This is a genomic window from Ruegeria sp. CDSA141 (assembly GCF_059612005.1).
Genome location: NZ_JBXWPT010000004.1, coordinates 134,258 through 154,906, shown reverse-complemented (window position 1 = coordinate 154,906; position 20,649 = coordinate 134,258). Strand labels below are relative to the sequence as shown.

General features: G+C 54.6%; 16 protein-coding genes and 3 pseudogenes. 14 read left to right on the top strand and 5 right to left on the bottom strand.

Annotated elements, in window-relative coordinates; genetic code table 11:
* Positions 1-10 precede the first annotated feature (10 nt).
* Entirely contained in the window at positions 11-478 is a 468-nt protein-coding gene (locus AC2FLP_RS08685; protein ID WP_299898158.1) for a c-type cytochrome, read from the bottom strand.
* A gap of 86 nt (positions 479-564) precedes the next feature.
* Here AC2FLP_RS08685 and AC2FLP_RS08680 point away from each other — a divergent pair.
* Together AC2FLP_RS08680 and AC2FLP_RS08675 are read left to right on the top strand one after the other, a co-directional pair.
* Positions 565-732: pseudogene (locus tag AC2FLP_RS08680) on the top strand (helix-turn-helix domain-containing protein); the annotation flags it as partial.
* Between the two features lie 12 nt (positions 733-744).
* Entirely contained in the window at positions 745-1,410 is a 666-nt protein-coding gene (locus AC2FLP_RS08675) for a LysR substrate-binding domain-containing protein (protein ID WP_496683159.1), read from the top strand.
* 459 nt (positions 1,411-1,869) lie between these two features.
* Here AC2FLP_RS08675 and AC2FLP_RS08670 read toward each other — a convergent pair whose 3' ends face one another.
* The gene (locus AC2FLP_RS08670; protein ID WP_299898162.1) at positions 1,870-2,793 is read right to left on the bottom strand and encodes a LysR family transcriptional regulator; all 924 of its coding nucleotides are present in this window, start codon (positions 2,791-2,793) and stop codon (positions 1,870-1,872) included.
* Positions 2,794-2,911: 118 nt separating this feature from the next.
* Between AC2FLP_RS08670 and AC2FLP_RS08665 the strand changes: the two genes are divergently transcribed.
* From AC2FLP_RS08665 to AC2FLP_RS08655, 3 genes are all read left to right on the top strand, one after another.
* Positions 2,912-3,532: a pyridoxamine 5'-phosphate oxidase family protein gene (locus AC2FLP_RS08665; protein ID WP_299898164.1), complete on the top strand. Its 621-nt coding sequence runs from the start codon at positions 2,912-2,914 to the stop codon at positions 3,530-3,532.
* Between the two features lie 64 nt (positions 3,533-3,596).
* Positions 3,597-4,577 (top strand): alpha/beta fold hydrolase, encoded by a 981-nt coding sequence (locus AC2FLP_RS08660; protein WP_496682967.1) that lies wholly within the window; start codon positions 3,597-3,599, stop codon positions 4,575-4,577.
* A 55-nt stretch (positions 4,578-4,632) separates the two neighbouring features.
* Positions 4,633-5,544, top strand: coding sequence for a PhzF family phenazine biosynthesis protein (locus tag AC2FLP_RS08655; RefSeq protein WP_496682970.1), 912 nt, complete (start codon positions 4,633-4,635; stop codon positions 5,542-5,544).
* Positions 5,545-5,820: 276 nt separating this feature from the next.
* Here the strand turns inward: AC2FLP_RS08655 and AC2FLP_RS08650 are convergent, their stop codons facing one another.
* Complete coding sequence (locus AC2FLP_RS08650) at positions 5,821-6,993, bottom strand: adenylate/guanylate cyclase domain-containing protein (RefSeq protein WP_496682973.1); 1,173 nt, start codon at positions 6,991-6,993, stop codon at positions 5,821-5,823.
* A gap of 692 nt (positions 6,994-7,685) precedes the next feature.
* Between AC2FLP_RS08650 and AC2FLP_RS08645 the strand changes: the two genes are divergently transcribed.
* The 8 genes from AC2FLP_RS08645 (at position 7,686) to AC2FLP_RS08610 (ending at position 18,623) form a co-directional block, all read left to right on the top strand.
* On the top strand, positions 7,686-8,711 hold the full coding sequence (locus tag AC2FLP_RS08645; RefSeq protein WP_117874041.1) for a LacI family DNA-binding transcriptional regulator: 1,026 nt from the start codon (positions 7,686-7,688) through the stop codon (positions 8,709-8,711).
* A gap of 94 nt (positions 8,712-8,805) precedes the next feature.
* On the top strand, positions 8,806-10,107 hold the full coding sequence (locus AC2FLP_RS08640; RefSeq protein WP_117873314.1) for an ABC transporter substrate-binding protein: 1,302 nt from the start codon (positions 8,806-8,808) through the stop codon (positions 10,105-10,107).
* Between the two features lie 106 nt (positions 10,108-10,213).
* Entirely contained in the window at positions 10,214-11,080 is an 867-nt protein-coding gene (locus AC2FLP_RS08635; RefSeq protein ID WP_117873316.1) for a carbohydrate ABC transporter permease, read from the top strand.
* 12 nt (positions 11,081-11,092) lie between these two features.
* The gene (locus AC2FLP_RS08630) at positions 11,093-11,923 is read left to right on the top strand and encodes a carbohydrate ABC transporter permease (RefSeq protein WP_299643832.1); all 831 of its coding nucleotides are present in this window, start codon (positions 11,093-11,095) and stop codon (positions 11,921-11,923) included.
* Between the two features lie 12 nt (positions 11,924-11,935).
* A complete protein-coding gene (locus AC2FLP_RS08625; protein WP_496670717.1) occupies positions 11,936-12,940 on the top strand; it encodes an ABC transporter ATP-binding protein in 1,005 nt (334 codons plus the stop codon).
* Complete coding sequence (locus tag AC2FLP_RS08620; protein WP_496682977.1) at positions 12,937-13,710, top strand: L-iditol 2-dehydrogenase; 774 nt, start codon at positions 12,937-12,939, stop codon at positions 13,708-13,710. The genes AC2FLP_RS08625 and AC2FLP_RS08620 overlap by 4 nt, the downstream gene beginning before the upstream one ends.
* Positions 13,710-15,215: a mannitol dehydrogenase family protein gene (locus tag AC2FLP_RS08615; RefSeq protein ID WP_299898183.1), complete on the top strand. Its 1,506-nt coding sequence runs from the start codon at positions 13,710-13,712 to the stop codon at positions 15,213-15,215. Before AC2FLP_RS08620 ends, AC2FLP_RS08615 begins: the two co-directional genes overlap by 1 nt.
* Positions 15,216-15,704: 489 nt before the next feature.
* On the top strand, positions 15,705-18,623 hold the full coding sequence (locus AC2FLP_RS08610; protein ID WP_496682979.1) for a M10 family metallopeptidase C-terminal domain-containing protein: 2,919 nt from the start codon (positions 15,705-15,707) through the stop codon (positions 18,621-18,623).
* Positions 18,624-18,729: 106 nt separating this feature from the next.
* On the opposite strand, the pseudogene AC2FLP_RS08605 reads toward AC2FLP_RS08610, so the two are convergent.
* Both AC2FLP_RS08605 and AC2FLP_RS08600 read right to left on the bottom strand, forming a co-directional pair.
* A pseudogene (locus AC2FLP_RS08605) lies at positions 18,730-18,849 on the bottom strand (IS3 family transposase); the annotation flags it as partial.
* A 373-nt stretch (positions 18,850-19,222) separates the two neighbouring features.
* Complete coding sequence (locus AC2FLP_RS08600; RefSeq protein WP_496682981.1) at positions 19,223-19,912, bottom strand: GntR family transcriptional regulator; 690 nt, start codon at positions 19,910-19,912, stop codon at positions 19,223-19,225.
* Between the two features lie 112 nt (positions 19,913-20,024).
* Between AC2FLP_RS08600 and AC2FLP_RS08595 the strand changes: the two are divergent.
* Positions 20,025-20,616 (top strand): annotated as a pseudogene (locus tag AC2FLP_RS08595) (AbrB family transcriptional regulator).
* The last annotated feature ends 33 nt before the right edge of the window (positions 20,617-20,649 follow it).

Sequence of the window (20,649 nt, the reverse complement as noted above, 5' to 3'; positions counted from 1 at the left end):
CAGCGCTCCTTTAGTCTTTTGGCGCCCTGTAAGCTTTGTGACATGCCGAGCACGATCCGCCCAGATCACCCATCGCCGCCTTCAGAGCATCGACATCTTGGCCTGCCGCTGCCTGCATCGCAACAGCGGCTTCGGCCATGGCCTGACCCTTCGCACTTACATCCGGGAAGTTTTCCCAGATGGCTGGCAACGCTCGGGTGGACGGGTCGGACGCATTGTCGGATCCGGCAGGCCACATCGCGGATTGATCGATCTGCGTCAGAACAACCAGGTTGTTCGCTGCCCGTGTTGCCGCATCGGCATCGTATTCCATCTCTCCCTTGGTCATGCCACCCAGAGTGCCAAGATTGAAGGCATAAAGCTTCATGATCGAGGTCCGAGCCTTGACCGCCGGATTTTCGCTTTCCTGGGCGATGGCTGATCCAATAACCGCCACCGACAACAAACCAGCCGCAACGGCCGAGAACTTCTTCATCATTGTGCGTCTCCCTGTTCAATGCGTCGAATACTAGACTGAACATTTTTTCTTGTAATTGTTTGATGTTCAGCGTTCCTTGTTAAATTATGAACAACCAGAACTGGGATGATTTTCGATACGCGCTAGCCGTAAGAAAATACGGGTCATTGAATGCGGCCGCTGGGGCCTTGGGTGTCACTCATGCTACGGTGTTGCGCAGAGTTGCTGCACTTGAAGACCGATTTGGATGCGTGATTTTTCAGAAAAGCCCATCAGGGTATTCTGCGTTGCCCGAAGCCAGAACAATTCTTTCGGCAATGGAAAGCCTTGAAGAGGCCGTGCTGTCCGTGGAGCGGGCAATTGTGGGTGCGAACCGGTCCCCTGCGGGTCATGTTCGCATTGCGTCCACTGACAGTCTTTGTCAGCTTGTATTGCCCCAAATACTAAATGAGATATCACAAATGTATCCCGGCTTGGAGCTGACGTTGTTAAGCGGCAACAACCACCATGATCTATCGAGGCTGACCGCGGACATCGCCGTACGACCTTCGATCAAACTCGAAGACGGGCTTGTCAGTGAACGTGCAGGAACACTGTCATTTGGCGTTTTTGACGACGGTTCCCCCAATAGAAAATGGTTGAGGCTTGATGGGGCGTTGAGCCGCTCGCTCCCGGCCAAATGGTTGGCCGAACATGTCAGCGCGAATGAAATGACCAATGGAGCAGATAGCTTCTTAGTGCTTCAGCAGATGGCGGTATCCGGGGTGGGCAAAGCCTTTCTACCCTCATTTATTGGCAATGCGGATCCTCGGCTCCATCGGTCGACAGAAATTGATCCCGGCCTTGATGTTCCACTTTGGGTAGCGACACTGGACGAAATAGCCCACACTCCGAAGTTTGCCATCGTGCAGCGAGCTTTGGTTGAACGCCTGTCCATTGCTCTGCCAGAGTGACAAATCACAAAGAACAGTCTCAAGGAGTCGCGGTTCCTCCGAGAACAGCTCTGTGGCCGAGGTGCTGATTGCCCAGAGCAGCTTTGAGCGAGCCCTGCACTAAATGCGGAGCCGCGAGAGCTTTTCTGTCCAAGCTCCACGCCTGAGCCCGGGTCTAGGCCGCGCTGATCGCACACGATGCTTGGAACAAAACAGACTGAGCCGCAATCCAAACGTGATTGCATGCTCAATGCTGGCCCCATCGCTTCGAAAAGCGTGTGTACCCAGGATATGAAATTGCAATTTCGCGCTGACAAATCCGGTGGGTGGCAAGCTTTGTTGCGCATGTCCGTTTATTGGCAGGCTTCCGCCCTCCCCGTACGGACGCATCCTATAGGGTGTACCCATAGTCATGTATCGGTCAGGACCGCAACGCGGGTCCGGCAACGACCGAGTAGCATGGCTCCGCGGATCTTAGGTCTAGCTTTCAGGCCTGAGTTTGAAACCATCCAAAAAGGGGTCGGACTTGAGACGCTTGGCCGCAAAATCAACAAAGGCGCGCACCTTTGCAGACACGGTGCGGCCTTCTTGATGCACAAGATGGATGGGGACCTCGGGTGGTTCAAACGAATTCAGAACGGTCTTGAGCCGCCCGTCCGCAATGTAGGGTGCCACCTGATAGGACAAGAGCCGCCCGATGCCATGCCCTTTCAGGGCCAGCTCAATCACCGCGTCATTGGTGTTCATGCTGATGCGCGGGCTTACGCGTTTTGTCACGACCGTTTCGCCCTTTCTAAAATACCATTGGGCCGATGCGTGCAGGGCAGTTGAATTAATGATGGCGTGATTGGCCAGGTCGTCGGGTGTGTCGGGTTCGCCGCGCAAGTCGAGATATGATGGAGCCGCAAACACGACCTGCCTCACCGCGCCGCATCTCACGGCCATCAGACTTGAATCTGCAAGTTTTCCAATTCTGATACCGACGTCGAGGCCCTCATCAATCAGATTGACCACGCGGTCCACATAAAGCGTGCGCGAGGAGAGCTTTGGATACAGATCCAGAAATTCGCCCAGAATCGGAGTGACGAACATACGGCCAAACAACACCGATGAGGTCACACTGAGTTCTCCGGTTGGTTCGGCATAAGATCCAACGGCAGCACGCTCTGCCTCTTCAAGCTCCATCAGAATGCGTCTGGCATCTTCAAAGAATCTTCGCCCGCCATCAGTCAGCATAACCGAGCGCGTGGTACGCACAAAAAGGCGGAGCCCCAGGCTGTCCTCCAGCATGGATACCAGCCGGGTTACTGTTGGTGGCGACATATTGAGGTGGCGTGCAGCGGCGGAGAAGCCATTCAGCTCGGCTACCTTCACGAAAACGCCTAATGCATGAAATCGGTCCAAATAACTATTCCACTTTTTGGAATAATATATTGCCAAGTATCCGCATTCCGCAACGTAAATGCATTGACTAGCTTCATCCCAGCCCCAGGGCATCGCCCCGACCGAGATGGAGAATTCAATGTCACGTCCTTTTGCAGAAATCAGTTTTACGCCTTCCGTACGTGCAGCGCAGGCCAAAAACGGATCGGCTGACGGATATGCGACGTTTCTGGCAGGCTCCGTTCAGGAAGACCTCATCAGCCCGGTCGAGGCCAGCTTCATCGCACAAAGGGACGGCTTCTATCAGGCGACCGTCTCTGAAACCGGCTGGCCTTATGTTCAATTCCGCGGCGGACCGGCAGGCTTTCTGAAAGTGCTGGATGAACGGACGCTTGCCTACGCAGATTTTCGCGGCAACCGGCAATATCTCAGCACGGGGAACCTGGAGTGCAACGACCGCATCTCACTGATCCTGATGGACTATCCCAACCGGAGACGCCTCAAGATCTGGGGCCGGGCGAAACTTGTTGATGGCGCGGATGATCCGGCCCTGATGCAGCGTTTGAGTGTGCCGAATTACAGAGGCCACCCGGAGCGGGCCATTGTGATCAAGCTTGAAGCGATGGACTGGAACTGCCCGCAGCACATTCCCCAACGCCTGACCCTGGAAGAACTTGAAGAGCATCTGGCACCGCTTCGCAATGAACTGACAGCACTGAAGGCTCAAAACGCAGAGCACGAAGGAAAGCCCGGTCAGTAAAGCTGACTGATGCTGAACCCCGCGCGTTCAGACGCGCCCCGGAACCCCAAGAAAGGAAATACCCATGTCGCGCAATCTGAAATCCATCCTGAGCGCCAGTATTCTCGCGCTTTCCGTCGCGATGCCATTCGCACCGGCCCCTGCAATCGCCAAGGAGACCGGAGTTGAAGTTACACAAGCCGTCAACTTCCGCACAGAAAAAATCGGCGAGGTCAATATCGCCTATCGTGAGGCCGGAGACCCGAGCAGGCCCACCGTCCTGTTGCTTCACGGTTTTCCGACCTCCTCACATATGTTCCGTAACCTTATCCCTGAACTGGCCAAGCACTATCACGTGATCGCGCCCGACTTTCCCGGATTTGGGGCGTCGGACATGCCGAAAGCCGAGAATTTCGAGTATTCCTTTGCGAATATCGCCGAAATCATGACGTCTCTGCTGGATAAGAAGGGTGTCGATCAATACGCAGTCTATCTGATGGACTACGGTGCCCCGGTTGGATTCCGGATGTTTGCGGAACAGCCCGAACGGGTCACCGGCTTCGTCATTCAGAACGGCAATGCGTATGAGGAAGGGCTGCGCGAATTCTGGGACCCAATCAAGGCCTATTGGGCCGACCCTTCGAAAGAGAATGGCGACCAGCTTCGTGGTTTTCTTACTCTGGATGCCACCAAGTGGCAGTTCACCCACGGTGTACAGAAGCCGGAACTGATCAGCCCGGATAACTATTGGCACGTCCAATACCTGCTTGACCGCGAAGGCAATCAGGAGGTTCAGCTTGAACTTTTCCTGGACTACGGCACCAACGTTGCCGAGTACCCAAAATGGCAGGCGTTGTTTCGCGAGCATCAACCACCTGCGCTGCTAATGTGGGGTAAGAATGATCACATCTTTCCCATCGAAGGCGCCCTGCCCTATCAACGTGATCTAAAAGCTCTTGAGTTTCACCTGCTTGATACGGGACACTTCGCGCTGGAAGAATATGGGCCCGAGATTGCGGAACAGATGACTGCATTCCTGAACCGTATAACCGCCGCAGGTAACTGATGCGCAACTGGCCGCGCCTCGATCAAAGGCGCGGCCTCATGTTTGGAGACGATCAATGAGCACGCAAGCAAAAACTGCCAAGGAAGTAACGGTTGAAATAGTGCATGGGTTTGTCGACGGTGGCACCGGAGGAAATCCCGCAGGCGTCGTCCTGGACGCTGATGAATTGAGTGAGCAAGATATGCAAACCGTGGCGGCAAGGGTTGGATTGTCCGAGACGGCGTTTGTCTCCCGGTCTGAGACTGAAGGCTTCAAGCTGGATTTCTTCACACCAAACCGGCGCATCGCTCATTGCGGTCATGCAACAATCGCCGCCTTCTCTCACCTCGATGCGCTAGGCCGGATCCCCAAGCCCGATACGTCCAAGGAAACAGTTGATGGCCCCAGGCGCATACTCATGAAAGACGGCGCCGCCTATATGGAACAATTGGCCCCACGCTATTCGGGTGCTCAGGAATGGATCGAAAAGGGCGTGAAACTCGACGATGTACTGAACTCCCTTGGGATCGACGATACACAACTTGACCGGAGGTTCCCTCCAGTTCTGGCCAATACCGGCAACAGCTTCATCGTCGTCGGCCTCTCTGATGCCGAAAGTCTTGCCAAAGTCACACCAGATTTCGCCAAAATCGCGCAAATCAGCGAGCAACTGGATCTGATTGGCTATTATGTCTTCTCAATAGACCCCTCAGCAACAAACCGGGACGCCACAACCCGCATGTTCGCACCCAGATACGCGATAGATGAAGAAGCCGCTACGGGAATGGCGGCCGGGCCACTTGCATGCGTGTTGCATGATTTTGGCGGCGCGTCTCGGCGATCATTTGAAATCGAACAAGGGGTGTTTATAAACCCGGCAAGCCCGAGCCTGATAAAAGTCGATCTGGACATCGAGAATGGCGCAATCACGGGACTCATGGCGGGTGGCTACGGAAAAGCCATGAACGCGGCCCGGATTGCTTTTTGACGCGAAAAGGCCGGGTGTTTCCGCGGAAACAGTCTCAGTTTCGCCCAGGCCCTTGAGCTCGAATACATCTCGTCAAAGGCCGCCTGCGACGGCACCATACTCAGCGCAGTGCGTGGCCCGATCTCATGAACCGGTCTGCGCGCTGCCGACCTTTGCAGTGAGAATACCTGGTTGCCCGCAGCCCAAATCGTAATCAGCCATTCCGGACAACGTAGAAGCTTACGGCTCTCAATCTGTGTTGTCCGGATCGATACGCCGATCTGAGGTGGGACCGCCTTAATGTTCCTTCTCGACGAGAGAAAACAACGCGATGGATCCGGCAAGCCCTCTAACTTCATGAAATCCACAAGCAGAGAAAAGTTCGGGCGAAGCAGCGGCAACGGCTGATGTCGCCAGAACTCTGCGACCTAAGGATTTCGTCAAACCCTCAATACGGCTTGCGAGGTTGACTGCTCTACCCAGAACAGTGAAATCCAGCCTGCCGGGACTTCCGATGTTGCCATAGCTTACCTGCCCAACATTGATCCCAATGCCTACGTCCAACGGCGGCTTCTGAGCCTCATCGCGGCGATGGTTGAGTGCGGTCAAGCCGCTCAATACGCTTTGAGCGGCCCGTGCTGCCTTTTTGCATTGGTCATTCAAATCTTCCTGGGTTGCGATGGTGAAGATCGACAGAATGCCGTCTCCCATGAACTTGAGAATATCGCCGCCATTTTCTTCCACAGACTGCACGACCAGATCGAAATACTCACTCAACGTGTCAAAAACGTCTTCTTCGGATGCTTTATCTGAAAGAGCGGTGAAACCTCGCAGGTCAGAGAACATGACAACTGCATCAAGGGTCGTGCGTTCCCCTCGCTTGATCCGCCCGTCCCATACAGCATCAGAAGGTCCATCGCCAAGATATGTTCTTAGAAGACCCTTGGACGACTTGCGCATGGTGACAGGTTCCAGAGCAGAAGACAGGCCGGGCAGTGCATCTTCAATCATTTTCAGATGCCGGGGCGAAAACCCTTCTGACGACTGGGTGACAAAAGTGCAGCCGTGCAGCGATCCATCTCCGTAGTATAGCAGCGTAGCATAGTAATCGGTGCCACCCAGCTCAGCGAAATCAAGATAAGAAGAGTGCTCGGTTTTAGGATCCAGTTGCCGCAGACCTTTGTGAAGTGGCCTCCTGTGCTCCAGAATGTATTCGAACGAGCTCCCGACATACCCATCCGTCAACATCGTCTCATGTGTCACATCGTAACTTTCGGTCCCATCAGGTGTCCAAACGATCCCCCATGCGATGAGCAACGGATTGGCGAAGCGCTGACCGATATTGACCCGCCAGAGTGGCACACCGGCCTCGATCAAAGACGAGCAAAAATGTGACACTACCTTTTCGGGGTCACCTGAGCGACGCCCTTCTGCAATCATCCAATTGGTCAGTTGGGCAATTGCATCCATTGTTTAAAACCAATCGCTTAGATAAGACTGCCGAGAACTCTGGCTCATTGTTCGATCATATTATTCTAGTCTTTTTCTCAATCCATCCAAGCCTGCATCTTTGGTCCATGGGTATAGACCGCGGGTCCCAGCTGTACGCGCCAAAATGGCCTCAACGGATTTTCCTGCTCCATGTGTCTGTCGGACCGGTTCATAGACGTCGGCAGGACAGCATAGGCTTCTGATGGCACGAGGTATTTGTCCCTTGCAGCCTCAAGATTGTCGATTCTCGCTAAGAACTGAACCCGTGGTCCCCCAAGACTTGACCCATGTTTGTTAACGCACCAAGTGGTCTCAAGCCGTCTTAATCCCTTGGCAGATGATATGAGATTTTCGAATACATCTGTCGGAGCCAAAACGGGAAAAACCTTGTGATCTTAGGTGCAGTTTGGTCCGACCGGGAAAGCGCCTGCGATGTGGCCAACTTTCGGTTGGGCGATGTGAAACTCATTGAGGATTTGCACGTATTCGATCGTTATCTGCATAGGCAAGTTCGACCACCGATGTTGCGGCATCGATCCCGAGATTCTGTTGAACTCTTTGCGACGTGTCGGTTGCGTGAGATTGCTCTGGCTATTGATTTTTTAGCGCGCGCAAAGAATATGTAAAACTATGATAAGTTCATGGCGAACAAAACCAGCAGGCAGACTGGCATGACCAAGATAAAGAATATGGAAGAGTTTGCGGCCCTCAGCGGTATCTCGCGACCCACGGTTTCCAAATATTTCCACGATCCCGACAGTGTTCGCCCCACAACGCGGAGTCGTATCGAAGAAGCGTTGGAGCGGTTTGACTATCGCCCCAACATTTATGCGGTCAACCAGAACCGGAAGCTGACCAAGAATATCGGAATCGTCGTGCCCTATCTGGCTGATCCGTTCTTTGCCGAAATCGCGCGCTATTTGGAACAAAGCTGTATCGCAGCTGGATATCGCCCGTTCCTGTTCAGCTCTCATGGTGAGCAAAAACTGGAAACCGAAATTCTGGACGGCTTGCAATCCATGAAGCCAGCCGGGGTTCTTTTGGCACCTTTGGGGCGCATCTCGGACAGATCAGCAATAGAGAAATTCTGCGCCAACGTACCCACAGTTTTGTTCGACAGTAACTTGGACGGTTTAGGGGCCGCATTCGTAGGTTCCGACAACTTCAGCTTTGTCTCACAAACCGTTGAATACATGACCCGTACCGGTGAACCGCCCTCGTTCTTCGAAATGCGCACTCCTGCGAACCCAAATGCCAACAAACGAAGGAAAGCCTACATCGAAGTGATGGAGCGCCTCGGATTTGAACCGCATATAATCAAAGTCGACGGCAAAGGTTGGGCGTTTGAAGAAATCGGCCAAAGAGGCGCACTGAACGTTCTGGGGGAACGCGGATTGCGAACCAACTCGGTGTTGTGCAGCAATGATCGCCTGGCCATCGGCTTTCTTGCGGCTTGCTACAAACAGGGGATTCGAGTCGGTCGGAATGACGATTGCAAGCTGCGTGTGGCGTCAAATGATGACCACCCTTTCGCGCAGTTTACTTGCCCATCCCTGACAACGGCTGCGCATGACTACGACAATGTTGCCGACCGCAGTGTGAAAACACTGTTCCAACTCATTGAAAGTGGAGGGAAATTTCAAACTCGATCTGAAACGTTGTTCCCTGCAAGACTGGTTTTGAGAGACTCCGCGTAACCTTAAAAATTAACGCGCGTAAAGTTTTTATTGACGCCGCGACAATTTTTGCATTACGTTCTCTGCACGACATCCAAGCTCAGGGAGGACAGGGATGTATTTGAGAAACGCACTTCGTGCGGCGACTGCAATGACACTCGTCGCGACGGCAGCAGCTCATGCGGATACCTTAACAATAGCGACCGTGAACAACGGCGACATGATCCGGATGCAGGGCTATACCGATAAATTCACCGAGGCGACCGGCATTGACGTCGAATGGGTGACGTTGGAAGAAAACGTGCTGCGTCAGCGCGTAACGACCGACATCACGACCAAAGGCGGTACGTTCGACATCATGACAATCGGCATGTATGAGACGCCGATCTGGGGCGCGAATGGCTGGCTGGTGCCGCTGGATGGCCTGTCCGAAGAATACGACGTTGGTGACATTCTGCCAGCGATGGCAGGTGGGTTGAGCCATGACGGAACGCTTTTCGCGGCGCCGTTTTATGGTGAAAGCTCGATGATCATGTACCGCACTGACCTTATGGAAAAGGCGGGCATGGAAATGCCGGATGCGCCGACCTGGCAGTTCATCAAAGAGGCCGCCGCGGCGATGACCGACCGCGACGCCGAGATCAACGGCATCTGCCTTCGCGGCAAAGCCGGTTGGGGTGAAGGCGGAGCCTTTATCACTGCGATGTCCAATTCATTCGGCGCCCGCTGGTTCGACGAAGAATGGAAGCCCCAATTCGATCAGCCCGAGTGGGCAGACACGCTGAATTTCTACGTTGAAATGATGAACGAATCCGGTCCTGCCGGCTATGCCACCAATGGGTTCAACGAAAACCTGTCGCTGTTCCAGCAAGGCAAGTGCGGCATGTGGATCGACGCGACGGTTGCGGCGTCTTTCGTGACCAACCCTAACGACTCTACGGTTGCAGATCACGTAGGATTTGCGCTGGCACCCGACACTGGATTGGGCAAGCGGTCCAACTGGCTTTGGGCGTGGGCACTGGCTATTCCTGCTGGCACACAGCAAGAAGATGCTGCCAAGCAATTCATCGAATGGGCGACCTCAAAGGACTACATTGAGTTAGTGGCCGAAAGCGAAGGATGGGCAAACGTTCCCCCGGGTGCACGTACGTCTCTGTACGAGAATCCGGAATACCAAAAGGTTCCGTTCGCCAAGATGACACTGGACTCAATCCTGTCAGCTGATCCGAACAGCCCGACGGTAAAACCCGTCCCGTATGTTGGCATCCAGTTTGCCGCGATCCCGGAATTCGCAGGCATTGCCACACAGGTGAGCCAGGAGTTCTCGGCGGTATATGCCGGACAGCAAACGGTTGAGGAAGCACTTGCCAAAGCGCAGGCTTTCACAGCTGAAGAAATGGAAGCCGCCGGTTACTGAGGCATCCTCCCAACGGGTGGGCAGAGGTCTGCCCCCCGTTCAACCCTTCCACAATTCGCGTTTTTCTCGCAGGCTGAGTTACGCCTGAACAGAGAGGGTTTGCGTTATGGCTACTCAACAATCCCGATCAGTTGCCCGCCTGATGATGGCACCCGCAGTGGTCCTGCTGCTTGGCTGGATGCTCGTGCCTCTGACGATGACGCTGTATTTTTCTTTCAAGAAATACCTGCCGCTGCGTGGAGGTGATCTGGGTTGGGTCGGGTTCGACAACTACGTTCGTTTCGTATCCTCCAGTTCCTTCTGGCCTGCAGTTCAGGCGACTTTGGTGATCGTTGGCGGCGTGCTGGTGATTACGGTCGTTCTGGGCATTCTGCTGGCCATGCTGCTGGATCAGCCCATGTGGGGACAGGGCGTTGTCCGCATCCTTGTGATTGCGCCATTCTTTGTCATGCCGACCGTATCAGCGCTGGTCTGGAAAAACATGTTCATGGACCCGGTGAACGGTTTGCTGGCCCATCTGTGGCGCTTTTTCGGGGCTGAGCCGATTTCGTGGCTGTCCGAGGCGTCGATGACTTCGATCGTCATGATCGTTTCGTGGCAATGGCTGCCCTTTGCAACGCTGATCCTGCTGACAGCTATCCAATCTCTGGACAGTGAACAGCTGGAAGCGGCCGAGATGGATGGCGCGCCGCCGCTGAAACGCTTTTATCACATCATCCTGCCGCATCTTGGTCGCGCCATAACGATTGTGATCCTGATCCAGACGATTTTTCTATTGTCGATCTTCGCCGAGATTTTCGTGACCACCGGCGGCGCCTTCGGCACCCGTACACTGACCTACATGATCTTCCAGCGCGTTTTGGAAAGCCAGAACGTTGGCCTCGGATCTGCCGGTGGTGTCTATGCAATCATCCTTGCCAATATCGTTGCCATCTTCCTGATGCGCATTGTCGGCAAAAACCTGGACGCGTGAGGAGACAAAACCATGGCCCGCACCGTCACGACACAACGCAAAACACTAAACACTGCCCTTGCCTGGGCCGTAGGTCTGCTGATCTTCTTCCCAATCCTCTGGACGATCCTGACCAGCTTCAAGACCGAGGCGCAGGCGATTGCAAGCCCACCGATCTTCCTCAACTTCGACTGGACGCTCGAAAATTACGCCATCGTGCAAGAGCGCTCGGATTACATGCGGTTCCTGTGGAATTCGGTCATCATCGCAGGCGGATCGACCGTTCTGGGTGTGATTGTGGCGATACCCGCAGCCTGGGCGATGGCGTTTGTTCCGTCCAAGCGCACCAAGGACATTCTGTTGTGGATGCTGTCCACAAAGATGTTGCCTGCAGTTGGTGTTCTGTACCCGATTTACTTGCTGTTCATTCAGCTGGGTTTGCTGGACAGTCGCGGTGGGCTGGTCGTGGTGCTGATGCTGATCAACTTGCCGATCATCGTCTGGATGCTCTACACCTATTTCCGCGAAATTCCCGGAGAGATCTTGGAAGCGGCGCGCATGGACGGCGCGACTTTGAAAGAGGAAATCCTCTACGTCCTGACCCCAATGGCCATTCCCGGCATCGCATCAACCGTTCTGTTGAACTTCATTCTGGCCTGGAACGAGGCATTCTGGACGCTCAACCTGACTGCCGTTGATGCTGCACCGCTTACGGCCTTCATCGCCAGCTATTCCAGCCCGGAAGGTTTGTTCTTTGCCAAGCTCAGCGCGGCGTCGACCATGGCGATTGCACCTATTCTGATCCTCGGCTGGTTCAGCCAGAAACAACTTGTCCGCGGCCTGACCTTCGGCGCTGTGAAATAAGGAACACGACTCATGGGACGTATACAACTCAAGTCTGTGACCAAGAAATTTGGCGACGTTGAGGTTATTCCACCCTTGGACCTGACCATTGAAGATGGCGAATTCACCGTTTTCGTCGGCCCATCGGGTTGTGGCAAGTCCACGCTCCTGCGCCTGATCGCGGGGCTGGAGGATATCACCAGCGGCCACATAGAAATCGATGGCGCAGATGCAACAGACGTGCCGCCCGCCAAACGAGGACTGGCTATGGTGTTCCAGTCTTATGCGCTTTACCCGCATATGACCGTTCGCAAAAACATCGCATTTCCGCTGCGCATGGCGAAACTGGATCAGGCCGAAATCGACAGGCGGGTTGAGGGCGCGGCCAGTGTCTTGAACCTGACCGACTACCTGGATCGCCGCCCGGGCCAGTTGTCCGGTGGTCAGCGTCAGCGCGTCGCCATTGGTCGGGCCATTGTTCGTGAACCCGCTGCTTTCCTGTTCGATGAACCGCTCTCCAACCTCGACGCAGCACTGCGGGTCGGCATGCGGTTGGAAATCAGCGAACTGCATGAACGCCTCGCCACAACGATGATATACGTGACCCACGATCAGGTAGAAGCCATGACGATGGCCGATAAGATTGTCGTACTGCAAGCCGGTGTGATCGAACAAGTAGGCAGCCCGCTGGAATTGTATCGGACACCGCGCAACCTGTTTGTAGCGGGGTTTATTGGTTCACCCAAGATGAACTTCATCGAAGGACCGGAGGCCGCAAAACACGGGGCCCAAACGATAGGTATTAGACCGGAACACATTGCAGTTTCGGAAACCGAAGGAGAATGGTCCGGGGTCGTCAGCGTCTCGGAACACCTTGGTTCGGACACATTTTTCCATATCCACGAAACCGGATTGGCTGAAACGATTACCGTGCGTGCAGACGGCGAGGTCGGTTTCCGTCATGGGGATCGCATACACCTGACACCACGCGCCGATGTGATCCATCGATTTGACGCAGACGGCCTGCGGATCGAATGAAAAGTCTGACGGGCAAAACAGCCCTGATCACTGGGGCAGCGCGGGGCATTGGATTGGCATTTGCCAGGGCCTATGTGGCAGAGGGTGCGCGCGTCGCCGTCGCCGACATCGACTTCCAGCGCGCGCAGGACGTAGTCGCCGACATTGGCGCGGCGGCTTTCGCTGTCGAGATGGACGTGACCAACCAGCAGAGCGTTGATCAGGCTGTGGCAAAAACCGCGACCCAATTCGGCCCGATCGACATTTTGATCAACAACGCAGCTATCTTCACCGCCGCACCAATCGTTGAGATTGAACGCGCCGACTACAATCGCGTTTTTGACATCAACGTCGCGGGTGCGCTGTTTACGATGCAGGCAGTTGCCAAACATATGATCGAGCACGGAACCAAAGGCCGAATTATCAATATGGCCTCGCAGGCGGGACGAAGGGGCGAACCTTTGGTTGCTGTCTACTGCGCCAGCAAGGCGGCGATCATATCCCTTACCCAATCGGCGGGGCTGAACCTGATTTCTCATGGGATCAATGTAAACGCGATTGCCCCCGGTGTCGTCGATGGCGAACATTGGGATGGCGTGGACGCCTTTTTTGCAAAGCACGAAGGCAAGCCCCTTGGCCAGAAAAAGCGTGAAGTGGCGGCAGCTGTTCCATATGGCCGGATGGGGCGCGCGGAAGACCTGACAGGCATGGCGGTTTTTCTGGCCTCTGACGAGGCCAAGTACATCGTCGCGCAGACTTACAATATCGACGGCGGAAACTGGATGAGCTGATGGACCCTGTGGCGAACGCGAAATCTCCTACACTGCTGCGGCAAGACCGCCTTTCAGATCTGCCAACAACCGTGAAGACCCCGAAGTATGAACGTTCGGATCTGACGCCGGGCATCGTTCATATTGGATTGGGTAACTTCCATCGCGCGCATCAGGCCTGGTATATTCACCAGCTCATGCAACAGGGGCAGGCCCATGACTGGGCGATCGTCGGGGCGGGTGTGCGAAGCTATGACGCCGCTATGCGAGAGCGACTGCTTGCACAGGACTGCCTTACAACGCTGATCGAGTTGGGTCCAAAAGGAATGTCTGCAGAGGTGATTGGCCCAATGATCGATTACCTGCCGATCGAGGAAAACAACGCCGCTCTCATCCAGGCGATGGCCGCCCCGGCTACTCGGATTGTTTCGCTGACCGTTACCGAAGGTGGATATTTTCTGGATGCCAACAACGGCGCCTTCGATACTGATCACGCTGACATTCGTCATGATGCAGATAACCCCAATCAGCCCCGTACGGCCTTCGGTGCGATGGTTGCGGCCCTCAGACAACGGCGCGCCGAGGGCTTGAAGCCGTTTACGGCGCTCAGTTGCGATAATCTTCAAGGCAACGGATCAATTTTGCGAAACTGTATTGTCGGATTGGCGCGCATGTCCGACCCGGAACTGGCCAGCTGGATTGACAGGAATGGCGCGTTCCCGAATTCAATGGTGGATTGCATCGTGCCAGCAACGACTGACCAATTGGTTTCGCAATGCCATACCCTTGGGGTCGATGACAAAGCGCCCGTCTCGCATGAGAACTTTCGCCAATGGGTAATCGAGGATGCCTTCTGTGCCGGGCGCCCACCTCTCGAAAAAGTCGGAGTAACACTGACCCACAACGTTCATAGTTACGAGAAAATGAAGTTGCGCATTTTGAACGGAGGTCATCAACTGCTCGCAAATGTCGGAGAAATACTGAATGTTCTGACGATTGCCGACTGCATGAAGGACCCGGCCATCGTGGCATTCTTTGGAAAAGTGCAAGCTGAAGAAATCCTGCCTCATGTCGAAGCCGTTCCCGAAACAACTGCGCAAGAGTATCTTGAGTTGGTTGAGAGGCGATTTGCAAACACTGCGATTCACGATACCACACGCAGGGTCGCATTCGACGGATCGGCACGGCATCCGGGGTTCTTGCTGCCTTCGCTGCGCGATGCACTTGCATCAGGTTCTTCTGTACACGGGCTCGCGCTTGCCGAAGCGTTCTGGTGCCGGATGTGTGCGGGTGTTCGTGAAGATGGCTCCGAGATCACTCCTAATGACCCCCAGTGGGAAAGCCTGAACAGAACAGCGCTGGCGTCCAAAACCGAACCTGAGCTTTGGCTGGAGCAGGGTTTCTACAGCGGTGACTTTGGAGTCAGCCCACACTTTTCCAAAGCCTTCGCCCGCTGGCTGACGCTGATATGGCAGCGTGGCAGCCGAGTCGCCATTGCTGAGTATGTCGCGAACGGTTCAACGTAGCAAATCGCTCTCGGCGCTCAGTTCGATCGGTGTGCATGCACCGCGGCTTCTGGCTTCTGGAACTTTATCTGATGTCAGCGCAAATGGAACGCGTAATCAGGCGAAAGACGTGTGGATACCACCTTCGGCGATCCTGACTGATACAAAAACACTGGAAATCCCCCTCGACAGAGCCTGCAAGGCAAATCTTTGCGGGGAAAAGGAAAAACGTACCCTCCGGATCAAAAGCGTCAAGAGGAGTTCCGTAAGCTGAGGCGGAAATTGGGTCGAACACCCCACCCCAATCGGCCCCAGGTGTCGCCGTACAGGTAGTGCTCTCGATATTCTGTTGCACTTATGAGACGATTCTACCGTTGAAAGAAAGTGTCATTTGAAACATGGTGTCACCTACTGTTTCAAAAGGACCGGTGCGTAATAGCTTGTCATAAAAAGAACAATTTAAGCGTGCATCCGAGTGCAATCTAATCTTCCGAGGTACAGGGCTGTGCAATGGCTACTACGACTATAATTCCAAGACCTTCCGCTTCTTCTCCGCTCAGCTCGATACAAGGTTTTGTTGCCTACGGTGACGGCAATCCTTCGAACCCCACCGTAATTTCCTATCACTTCGAACAATACGTGGGCACACAAGCGTGGAGTGCAGAATACAAGGCGGAATTTCGAGCGGCTCTTTCTGCTATCGAGGCCGTGGCAAATGTGAGCTTTGTCGAGTCCGGCAGTGCTTCAGCCGACTTGGTGGAAGTTATTGCGCCCACTAGTTTTTTTACAGATCCCAGAACGCTTGGCTACCACTATACGCCATCAAGTAGTCCCTCCGTAGGGGCTTTCAATACCGCTTATTGGACTGCCGGAGCAAATGGCAATGGGGATCCGGGCGGGTTTTTCTTTACAACCTTGATACATGAGCTGGGCCACGCGCTTGGGTTGGGTCACCCACACGACACCGGCTTGGGAACAACTGTGCTGATTGGCGTCACATCGCCATTTGACTCCTTCGGAGCCGGAAACCTGAATCAGGGTGTCTACACAGTGATGTCGTATAATGACGGCTGGACCTCACAGAACGGAATTCTCTCTGTCAACGCAACTTATGGTGGTTCAACTGGTCTTGGCGCACTGGACATTGCCGCGCTGCAGGCGATGTATGGCGCGAATACTACGCACAATTCTGCCAACAACACCTACACGCTCCCCTCAGCAAACGTTGCGGGAACCGGCTATCAGTCTATTTGGGATACAGGTGGAAATGATACGATCCAGCATGTTGGCAGTTCGACTGCGTGGATCGATCTCCGGGCGGCAACACTGGATTATTCCGACACCGGCGGCGGCGTTGTGTCTTACGCCGCGGGAATAAAGGGCGGCTTTACAATCGCTCATGGCGTTGTGATCGAAAACGCGACCGGAGGGACCGGTGATGACGTGATTGTCGGGAATACTGCCCAGAATGTCCTGAATGGCAACCATGGTCACGATAAAATCTATTCAGTCTCCGACGGAACCAACAACAACACCATTTATGGTGGCTTGGGTAATGACACTATTCATCTGGCGAACGGTTCCGGCGCTGACCAGGTTTTCGGTGGCCAAGGGGATGATTGGGCCATTGTGACCAACAATGCCGGCTCGTTTTCCGGAGGAAGCGGTACTGACACAGTCCGATTTGTAAGCGCCATAAGCAGCTATCTGTTCATCAAAAACGGCACGAAATACGAATTTATCGATGCCGTGTCGCGTATCACCTTCACGGTGGAAGTTGATGTCGAGGCCATTCAATTCCTGAATGGATCACAGGCGTATAGCCGTTCGAACATCGAAACGGCCATGCAACTCTCGGATATCGAGACAGCCGGCACGACACTGAAACACGCAACTCAGGGCATTTACGTACTGGATGCAGGCAGCTCGAACGTGACGCTGATTTTTAATGGTCAGGCTGTTGGTCGAAACACGATTGCCGGCTGGCAGGCCATTCAGGCTGAGGCTTCGGGCGGCGGTTACAAAGTGCTGTGGAAAAACGTGGATGGGACATATGGGGAATGGACCGTCAACTCCAATGGTCAGTTCCTCAGTAGCAGCAGCATCGGCAATGTGGCAGATGTTGAGGCCTTCTATGGCGTTGATTTGAACAATGACGGGCTGACGGGTCACGGTACGGTCACGGTTGAATCCAATGGCTCCACGACACTCGTTTCGTCAAGTCTGGGTTCGTATTTTATTAACGGCACCATTGAACTGACGCTCAACGGTGCCAAGGCCGGCCCGGGCAGCTTCCCCGGCTGGCAGGCCATTCAGGCTGAGGCTTCTGGCGGCGGCTACAGGGTGCTATGGAAGAATTCGGACGGTACGTTTGGGGAATGGGTGGCCGATGCCAGTGGTCGTTTTGTCAGCAGCAGCACCATAGACGACGTTCGGGATGTCGAGGTCTTCTATGGCGCCAACCTGAACAATGATGCACAAATCGGCCATATCACGACCAGCATCGAGTCCAACGGTTCCACGACGCTGGGATGGTCAACCAATGGCGCATATGTAATTGGCGGCAACATCGACTTGAAGCTTAATCAGGTTATTGCCGGTCCTGGCAGCTTCCCCGGCTGGCAGGCGCTTCAGGCCGAGGCTTCTGGCGGCGGTTATCGGGTGTTGTGGAAGAATTCCGACGGGTCTTACGGAGAATGGACTACGAACGCGGCTGGTGAATTCCAGAGCAGTGCAACAATCAACAATGTTGCGGATGTCGAGGTCTTCTATGGCGTTGACCTGAACAATGACGGGCTGACGGGTCATGGAACGATCAACATTGAATCCAACGGCGGGACAACGCTGGGGGCGTCAACCCAGGGTGAATATCTGATTGACGGCACCACGACTTTGACATTCAACAACGCCACTGTCGGGCCGAACAGTTTCCCTGGCTGGCAGGCCATTCAGGCCGAAGCTTCGGGCGGCGGCTACAGGGTGTTGTGGAAGAATTCGGATGGGTCCTATGGGGAATGGGTCACGGATTCCAATGGTGTATATGTCGGTTCCAACACCATCGCTGACGTGGCGGCAGTCGAAACCTTCTATGGCTTTGATATCGACGGCAGTGGGACAGTCGGAAACGGACTGCCCAAACTCGCTCGAGTTACGGCAGCCGATCAGAACACACCGACGGGCGAAGAAAATTTGGGAATGTCTGATTGGGATGAAACGGTCGATTATCTGAAGTTCGTCGCCGATCTTGGCGGTCACGAAGACGCAGAAGACGACTACACGCTGGTAAGCTTGCATCAGGCTCAGGATACGGTGCTCCCTGTTTCCGAAGACCCCTTGGCCGCCTTGTCGAGTGGAAACATGGACATCGAGGACGACGAGACCAGTCCGACACTTATGCCCCTTTTGGACGAAGACAGCTTTTGGGTTTAGAAAAACTTTGGCGCTGGAAGCGGCCCGTTCGGTTAGACTGACGGTGCCGTTTCCGGCGTAGTTCACAGTGGACGTGTCGCATGTTAGTGCGGCCCCAAGTGCTCGGTTAGACCACTTTCCGTTCGAAGGCGGCTGGGCTTTTCCAACCTATTGCTGAGTGCCGTCGACGTGGGTTGTAGACGCCATTGATGTATTCGAAGATTGCCAATTTGGCAGTTGTTCGGGTCGGCTAGGGTCGCAGCCAAATCAGCACCGCATTGGCAACTGCATCCCTCATCGTGCCCTGCCCCAAGATCGAACCGGCCATGATTTCCCCGGCGTCGCCAAAGGTTTCTTGTTTCGCCGTTTGCGGGCGAACATTGCGCTGTTTCGACGACCTCGAGCCCCAGACAAGTGAAGGTTACGCAAGTCCACTGAGAAAATTCGCAGAATGGCGGCTTGCGGCTTAGGCATGTGTTCGACTTCGCCGTATGTCCCGATCAAAAGGTCCGAGAGGCTTGAATGAATGCAGTGAAAATGTCGGGTGTGATGAGAATTGCCACCACCGATCACAGTGATGTTCTAAGCATCTTTGTGAGGAGGTATTATTTACGTTTGTCCTATTGACCTTGATCGGTTGTGCGGTCGCGTTTTTGAAGGGCGCGAATGCGCATCCTCTGGGCAGCCTCAATATGTGCTCGCATTTCCATCTCGGCCGCTGCGCTGTCGCGAGATTTGAGGGCTGTCATAATGCACCGATGTTCAGCGACTGCGGCATCCGCCCGCTCATTGTCCAACAGTTGTGACGGTCCAAGAAACAGCAGCGCCTTTTGCAATGAAAGCATGGATTTCGTCAGAAACCGGTTTTTGGCCGCATCCAACAGCGTGGCGTGAAACACCCGGTTGATCCGGGCAGCTTCCGGCCCGGTACCTGCTTTGGCAAGTCGGTCGTTCAGAACCTCCAGCTCGTCCAATTCGACATCTGACGCAGCTCGGGCCGCCAGGCGGGCCGCAGTACCTTCAAGCACGGCGCGCATCTCATAGAGCTCCATCACTTCGGCATAACTCAGGCTTCGGACCGATGCGCCCTGTCTCGGCACATGCGTGACAAGCCCATCAGCCTCAAGCTGTCGGATCGCTTCGCGAACAGGAGTTCGGCTGACGCCCAGCCGTTCAGACAGGTCTATTTCTCTCAAGCGATCGCTGGGCAAAAGCGCGCCTTCGCGAATCTCATCCAGCAGCCGCTGATACACGGTATTGCCTTGTGGGCCCGGCTGTTTCGCGTCGTCCTGGTAGATCATCATGCTCATACTTGCATTTTGCATCCAGTCGAATACAACAGAATACATTATGGGTCAATGGCAACGGAATTCAAGTTTTTCCCGTTTCAAAGAACCCCTTTCCCGCCTTGTGAAAAGGTAGGTGATTTTTGGAATTGCAGTGCTTGGCACAGCAGTCTTTTGGATATTGGGTCTTCCGCTACCGTTCTTGTTCGGCCCCATGGCCGCTTGCCTGATCGCCGCACTGGCCCAGGCGCCGATGAACGGGTTTGGGCAGGTTTCCGTCGCAGCCAGGACGGTCTTGGGCGTTGCAGTTGGTGCATCGATCACGCCAGCGCTATTCGTCAATTTGCCCAAGATGGCCGCATCGATCATGTTGGTCCCCGACTTCATTGTCCTGATCGCGCAGTTTTTCATCGGTTGCGCTATTGGAGTAAAGTTTGTCGGCGTGACTTGGGGTGAATTGCGCCGGATCGTTGCCTATGTTGTTGTGCTGGCCATTCTGGCCGCAGGATTCACTGCCGTAGTTACAACTCTTGAGTTGGGAAGCCCCGTCGAAGCTTTTCTTGCTTTCGCTCCGGGGGGGGTAGGCCGAGATGACGGTTCTGGCAATTGTTTCGGGCGCTGATCTAGGCTTTGTCATCACTCATCACCTGACACGGATAGTGCTGGTCATCATCGGCGCACCCATCGCCGCCAACCTAGTCTTGCGTTGGTCCAATCCGCGGAAATAGTCAGGTCCTTTAGGCATCGACCCCAGAGCTTTG